Origin of the sequence: Kitasatospora sp. NPDC001539 (genome assembly GCF_040298565.1) — a bacterium.
Classification (GTDB): domain Bacteria; phylum Actinomycetota; class Actinomycetes; order Streptomycetales; family Streptomycetaceae; genus Kitasatospora.
The window spans coordinates 1-6968 of the sequence record NZ_JBEPAK010000315.1 but is presented as its reverse complement, the minus strand read 5'-3'; the positions used below and the strand labels follow the sequence as shown (position 1 = coordinate 6968).

5 protein-coding genes and 1 pseudogene are annotated in these 6968 nt (G+C 72.6%); 3 read left to right on the top strand and 3 right to left on the bottom strand.

From position 1 onward, the window contains the following. A pseudogene (locus tag ABT247_RS30295) lies at positions 1 to 386 on the bottom strand (YhjD/YihY/BrkB family envelope integrity protein); the annotation flags it as partial. A gap of 56 nt (positions 387 to 442) precedes the next feature. Next, complete coding sequence (locus ABT247_RS30290; protein WP_350748891.1) at positions 443 to 772, bottom strand: STAS domain-containing protein; 330 nt, start codon at positions 770 to 772, stop codon at positions 443 to 445. 268 nt (positions 773 to 1040) lie between these two features. On the opposite strand from ABT247_RS30290, the gene ABT247_RS30285 reads away from it, so the two are divergent. Further along, positions 1041 to 1556, top strand: coding sequence for a GNAT family N-acetyltransferase (locus ABT247_RS30285; protein WP_350748888.1), 516 nt, complete (start codon positions 1041 to 1043; stop codon positions 1554 to 1556). A gap of 249 nt (positions 1557 to 1805) precedes the next feature. Here ABT247_RS30285 and ABT247_RS30280 read toward each other — a convergent pair whose 3' ends face one another. After that, positions 1806 to 2660 carry a hypothetical protein gene (locus ABT247_RS30280; RefSeq protein WP_350748885.1) on the bottom strand — a complete coding sequence of 285 codons (855 nt, stop codon included), beginning with the start codon at positions 2658 to 2660 and terminating at the stop codon, positions 1806 to 1808. A gap of 582 nt (positions 2661 to 3242) precedes the next feature. Here ABT247_RS30280 and ABT247_RS30275 point away from each other — a divergent pair. Then, complete coding sequence (locus tag ABT247_RS30275) at positions 3243 to 3941, top strand: hemerythrin domain-containing protein (RefSeq protein ID WP_350748882.1); 699 nt, start codon at positions 3243 to 3245, stop codon at positions 3939 to 3941. Beyond that, complete coding sequence (locus ABT247_RS30270) at positions 3857 to 6874, top strand: helix-turn-helix transcriptional regulator (protein ID WP_350748879.1); 3018 nt, start codon at positions 3857 to 3859, stop codon at positions 6872 to 6874. The genes ABT247_RS30275 and ABT247_RS30270 overlap by 85 nt, the downstream gene beginning before the upstream one ends. The last annotated feature ends 94 nt before the right edge of the window (positions 6875 to 6968 follow it).

Here is a 6968-nt window from a genome sequence, read left to right as displayed (position 1 = left end):
TATGCGCCGGCCGCGAACTGATCACCTGAACGAGGCTGATGCGCACGGAAGTTCGAGCGGCAGCCATGTCCCCCGGTTTGGGAATCGCTTCTAAGAGGCGAAGTTCGCCACGTAGGCGACGAAACCGCCGGACAGAACGAGCCCACAGCGGCACGGCCGGCGCACTCCACACTGCCTGGCGACACCCAGCGAAAGCTCCGGTCGCGCCCGTTCGGCGCCGCCCGGTACAAGACGGCGATCATGAACGACACCAGAACGCTTAGCACCGGCCATTTGGCGATCGACCAGACCGTCACGGCGGTACGGCCCAGCCCCGGGACGGCGCCGGCGCGCTCGGCCAGCGGTCCGGTGAACACCACGATCACGGCGCCGGCCAGCAGCACCATCACCAGCCGCCGACGCCGAGCCCGCAGCCACCAACCCCGGTGGCGAACGCGCCCGGTCAGGCGATGTCGCCGTCCGGGCGGATGGTGAAGACCCGGTCCAGGCCGACAACGGTGAGTATGCGCAGGGTCTTGGTGGGGACGGCAGCCAGTGCCATGTCGGCGCCCGCAGCCCGAGCGTGGCGGCGGGCGGCAAGGAGGGCAGTGATGCCACTCGAGTCGCAGAACCGCAGGCCGGACAGGTCGATGACCAGGCACTGACCGGGCGCGAGGGCGAGCTGCTCGACTCGCTCGCGCAGCACGGGGGCGAACTCGAAGTCGAGGTCGCCGACCACCCGGAGAACGGGTCCGGTGTCGGCATCGTGGCGTGTCGTCTTCAGCGGGCTCATCGTGGCGGATTCGTTGCGGAGGTGGCGGTCGGATGGGTGGCGGGACACCGATAGCCAGGAGCGCGGTGTCGTCGCTCGGCTGCGGTAGAGCTGTCACAACGACGCGACATGTCATCCTCCCTCCCGCGGGCCGCGAAGACGCCGGCCTGCTGGTGCTGCTGCGCGGCGATGCCGCCGGCGCCGGCGGCCAGTGCCGGGCGGGCCGCGAGGCTCGATGAACCGACGGGGGCGTTGACCGCACCTCCCGGTGGACGGCTACTGTGCCCCTGTGCCAGCCGATCGCCCCATTACCGTCCGCCCCGGGACCGCAAGCGATATCGAGGAGGCGCTGACGATCCTGCACAGTGCCGAGGTCCAGCGGAGCGGGCGTTTGCCAGGCGGCGGTGAGAGCCGTGATCGGATGCGCCAGAGGCTTTCCAGTCCCGACACGTTCTTCTTCGTTGCGCAGAGCACGGAGGGCGATCCGATCGGCCTTGCGGCCGGTATGAGTGGCCGCCAGGACGGCGGTACCGGCCGGACCATCCCCGGGCTGTGCCACATCAGCATGGTCGCCGTCCGCCCCGAGCACTGGGGCGAAGGGGTGGGCAAGCAACTCCTCCGGGCACTGCTCTCCCACGGCCGCGGCCGCGGCTACGACCGTTTCCAGCTGTTCACACACGCTGACAACACCCGCGCTCAACGCCTCTACGAGGGCCTGGGTTTCACACTCACCGGACAGGCCGCCGTGTCCGACGAAGGAGAGAGCATCGTCCACTACCTGTGGGTTCCTCGCCCCCTGCCGTGAGCACAGGGACGTTCGTCCAGGTGCCGGCGAGCGACGGTGATCTCATCGCTGGCGCGACCTCGGCCTGCGAACGCCGTGACCACGGCCGGGCGGGTGTGCGCGACGGCCCGGTCACCAGGTGCGTTGGTGATGCCCGGCTTCCGCCCCAGTCGGCAGGGCCCGGGTGGCCGTGGCGAAGTCACCCTTCGGCCACACGATATTCGCCCCTCACGCGGCCGATGCACCCGTTCACCGCCGCGGTTGAGCACGTCAGGCTGGGCGGGTGGCCCAGGCGTCGGCGGGGCGGGAGCGGTACAGCCGTGCGTAGTACCGTCCCGCGTCTTCCCGGCCGCGGGGGTCCTGGCCGCTTCGCAGCACCGCCGCGACGGCGTGGTCCTGCTCTTCCGGTGACGCGAAGAGCCGTTGGGGGTGGAGGTCGGCCGGGTCGGAGCGGGTGAGCAGGCCGTAGGACTTCAGGCGGTCGACGACCGGCCGGTAGTCCACCGTTCGCAGGACGAAGGCACTGATCCACACGGGGCGGCGCGCCTGGTCCATGAGAGCTGAGACCGTGCGGTCGGTGGTGTAGCTTGCGGCACCGGTGGCGACGATCAGGCCGGTGCGCGCCATCGCGCGACGCACCGCCGCGTTCGGTTCGTCGTGTTCGAGGTTGACCGAGCATGCGTCGTCCAGCAGACCCACGGCCATCGCGTAGGAGAGCGCGTTCCCCGCGATGTCGAGGCCGATGACCGGTACGGCATCATGGCGACGTCGGGCAGCGTAGAACTGCTTGTCCCGCTCGATCAGTTCTTCCGTCGCCACACGCCCCAGCGCGGGGTCGGTGTAGTGGGCGTAGAGGTCGGCAAGCGTCAGGTCGTGGTTGAGCAGGGCCGCGTTGATGCCGTACGAGCAGCACAGATCGACAACGGCGAGCTCGCCCGCGCGGTCCACCGCCCGGTTGCGCTCGGCGAGGGTCCGGCGGAACTCCGCCTGCGCGTGGTGCGGGATCTGGTACTCGAGCGCGGCCAGCCTGGTGAAGTAGTTCCGCGGATCGGGCTGGTCGTAGATGTCGTCGAAGCAGGCCTTGCCCGGTACTCGTCCGTGTGAGAAGGCACCCTGATCGCTCATCCGGTCTCCCTCCTTGATGTGGTCGCTGCGTCACGACGTCTTCGTGACTGGATCACCGGATTCAACGAGCCCGGTGGACCGCCACGGCCGCGAGCAGCTGAAGATCACCTGAACGGTAGCCACCGTCTCTCGAGCCTCGGCACGTCTGACACCGACGCAGCGCGGCGTTCGCCGAGCGGGGCTTGCTCAGAGCTGGAGCTGACCGAGAAAGCCGGACCTGACCGGTTGGAGTGTCCGGCCTGCGAGCGGGACCGTGCCGCGGAGGAGTCGGGTCCGCTGGTGCTGCCGGTCCTGACCGCGCGGGAGCTGGCTGCCCGCCTTCGCCACGTGTCGCGAAGCACGCCGGGGCCACCTGGAGCCGGACTGGAACCGCTCCTACCGGCGCCCCGCGGCTCTGAGGAGGTCTGCGGTTCCCGCGCACGCCGCTCCCGCCCTGCCGAGCGGCTGCAACCAGACCTTGCGCCCGTCCGGCTGGGTCCCAAGGTGGCCGACCCGTGGTCCGATGTGCCGGTGACAGAGCAGGAGGCACTAGGCTGCGGGTTCCCGGAATGATCACCGTTCCCCTCGCAGAAGTGGACCCCGATGCCCCCCACCGCCGGTCCGGTTGACGCCGACGAGCGTCTGAACCCGCAGGAGATGGTGGTCCTGCACCGCGTCTTCCGCCGCGAGATACCGCTCCTGGCCGACCTGGTCGAAGCCGCCGCCCCGGGCGACCGGCAGCGTACCGCCGTGCTCGCCGACCACCTCGACCTGGTGCTCGGCGCCCTGGGCGAACACCACGAGGGCGAGGACGACCTGCTGTGGCCCAAGCTGCGTGAGCGTGCGGCCCCCGGCGACGGCGTCGTCTCACGGATGGCCGACCAGCACGAGGCCGTCGCCGGCGCGCTCGCCGCTGCCACCGACGCGTCGCGCCGCTGGCGCACCCGCTCCGACCGCGACACCGCCCTGCGCCTGGCCGAAGCCCTGCGCGCGCTCGACCGGCATGCCGTCGCCCACATGGACGATGAGGAGGAGCACCTCCTGCCCCTGATGGCCGCCCACATCACCGCCCGGGAGTGGTCCGAGGTCGGCGAACGCGGACGCCGCAGCGTCCCGAAGTCCAAACTCCTGATCTTCCTCGGCGCGATCCTCGAGGACGCGACCGCACAGGAACGCCAGCTGTTCCTCTCGCAGATGCCCGCCCCCGCTCGCCTCCTGTGGCGCACGCTCGGCATCCGCCTCTACCAGCGCACCGCCACCCGCGTCCGCCGGACCAACGTTGCGGTCCCCCGGCCCGTCTAGGACTCGTTCCCACGTCCGGGGAGGCCCGCTCCGGCGGGAACCGTGGAGTACGGCGCCCCGGAGCACGTCCGCTTCGAGCAGGGCGCCCTCCCCCAGGTCGTGGTCGACGCGTCCCCCTACCGCGCCGACGACGGCCGGTCTCGTCGTGGAGGGTGTTCGGCTACCGCCTGCTCCGCCGGGGCAGGAGGGGTAATTACCCAGGTCAGAGGACATGGCATGATTCCGGGGTGGCTCCTGTGACCGGTTCCGATTACATACCGCCCGCCGAACGTGCGGCTCTTGTCGACCTGTTGGCCGGTGCACGAGCCGGCCGGGGCGGGGCGGCGGTCGTACGTGGTGAGGCGGGTATCGGCAAGACGACGTTGCTGCGCCATGTCACCGGCGAGCTGTCGGGTGTGCGGCTGCTGTGGGTGAACGGGGCGGAGTTCGAGGCCGACTTCGCGTACGCGGCCGTGCACCAGTTGACCCGTCCGCTGCATGAGCGGATCGGGCAGTTGCCCGCTCCGCAGCGGGACGACCTGTCGGTGGCGCTGGGTCTGGGCGAGGGGGGCGCGCCGAACCGGTTCGGCGTCGGCCTGGCCCTGTTGGGGCTCCTCTCGGAGGCTGCCGGGGAGCAGCCGGTGGTGTGCGTGGTGGACGACGCGCAGTGGCTGGACCAGGCGTCGGCGCAGGTGTTGGCGTTCGCGGCCCGGCGGGTGGCGGACGAGTCGGTGGTGTTCGTGTTCGGGGTGCGCGATCCGCACGTGGTCGCGGAACTCGAGGGGCTGCCGGCGCTGACGCCGCCCAGGCTGTCCGACCAGATGGCACGCCGGCTGCTGGCGTCCAGTCTGCTCGGTCCCGTCGACGACCAGGTACGGGAGCGGATCCTCGCCGAGGCGCGGGGCAATCCGCTGGCGCTGCTGGAGCTGCCCCGCCGGCTCGGGCCCGCCGCGCTGGCGGGTGGCTTCGGGCTGCCGACACCGGTGTCCCCGGCCAGCCGGATCGAGCAGAGCTACCAGCAGCGGGTCTCCGGGCTCTCCCCGGACGCCCGGACCTTGCTGCTGGCGGCGGCCGCCGAACCCCTGGGAGACCCGGGGCTGCTGTGGCGGGCGGCCGATCTGCTGGGCGTGGGGCCCCAGGCCGGGTCGGAGGCGGAGGCGAGCGGGTTGATCGACCTGGGCGGGCAGTCGAGGTTCCGGCATCCGCTGGTGCGCTCGGCGGTGTACACGGCGGCGTCCCCCGCGCAGCGCCGTCGCGTCCACGGGGCCCTCGCGGAGGCCACGGATCCGCTGACGGCACCCGACCGGCGGTCGTGGCACCGTGCGCAGTCCCTCTCCCGGCCGGACGAGGAGGCGGCGGCGGAGCTGCTGCGCTGCGCGGAGCGGGCGCGGCGCCGGGGCGGGGCCGCTGCCGAGGCGGCGTTCCTGGAGCAGGCCGCGGGCCTGACGGCCGATCCGCGGCTGCGGGCCGGCCGCAGTCTCGCCGCGGCCCGGGCCGCACTGGCGGCCGGGTCGTTCGAGAGCGCGTTGACGCTGGTCGCGGCGGCCGAGGGAGGCCCGATCGACTCCGCCGACCAGGTGGAGGTCGAACTCCTGCGCGGACGTGCGGCGTTCTTCGGTGACGGCGCGGCGGACGCGGTCGGCCACCTGGTGGCGGCAGCCGCCCTCGATCCCGGCCGGGCGCGGCTGCACCTGCTGGACGCGCTGCAGGCGGGTCTGGTGGTCGGCCGGGCCTCCCCCGCCGCGCGACAGGCCCTGGCGGCGGCCCGGCGGGCGCCCGCCGCGACCGGTGAACGCTCGACCGCGGACGCGCTGTTGGACGCGCTCGTCGGCTACCTCGACGGCGACCTGGCGACGGTGCCGGTGCTGCTCGGGCTGCTGTCCGAGGTCACCGACCCGCTGTGGGCCGGCCGGCTGTCGCTGGCCGCCCTGCTCGCCGTCGAACTGTGGGATGTCGCCCTGGGAGACCGACTCGTCGAACGGGCCGTGGACGGCGCGCGCACCAGTGGAACGTTGATGGTCCTCCCGGTGGGCCTGTGGATGCGGGCGATGGCGGCTACCCTGCGCGGTGACCTGCTCGGGGCGGCGGCGCTGAACAGCGAGGCCGACGGCATCGCCGAGGTGACCGGCGTGCCGCCGCACTGGTACGGCCGGCTGTTCTCGGCTGCGGTGCGGGCAACGGCCTCCGAGGCGCGGCCTCTGTTCGACCGGGTGCTGGCGGAGTCGTACGCGCGGAACAAGGGCATGCTGACGGCGACCGTCCACGCGGCGGCGGCGCTGCACGCCAACGGCACGGCCGACCACCGGGCGGCCCTGGATGCGGCCCGGCTGGCCGTGACCGACGGCGAGCTGGGAATGTCCAGCCTCGCCCTGCCCGAGCTCGTCGAGGCGGCCGTCCGGTGCGGCGAGCAGGACGCCGCGCAGGAGGCCTTCGCGCGGTTGTCGCGACACGCGTCGGCGGTCGGCACCGACTGGGCGCTGGGGGTGCGCGCTGCCCTCGCGGCGCTGCTGTCGGACGACCCGGAGGAGCTCCACGCCGAGGCGGTGAGCCGGTTGGATGCCGCCGGCCTTCGCGTCTGGCACGGCCGGGCGCTGCTGCACCAGGGCGCGTGGCTGCGCCGTGAGGGCCGCCGCGGGCAGGCCCGGGAGGCGCTGCGCAGCGCGCACGGGCTGTTCACCGCGACGGGCGCGGAGGGGTTCGCCGAGCGGGCCCGGGCGGAGCTGGCCGCCGTCGGCGAGCAGGTCCGGCCGGCCGTGCTGGGTGCGGTGGAGCTGTTGACCGGTCAGGAGCTGAACATCGCACGGCTGGTGGCGACCGGAGCGACCTCCCGCGAGGTCGCCGACCGGCTGTTCCTGAGCCCGCGTACCATCGACGCCCACCTGCGCAGCGTGTTCCGCAAGCTCGACATCACCTCGCGTCGCCAACTCCCCGTCACGCTCGGGCAGGATGCCTGAGCTTGTTGTTTAACCTCGAGGGTCACTCGACCTGCTGAGATCTCCGGGATCGGGGAGCATACGACGCGGCCGTTCCCCACGCTTCGAGATGTCG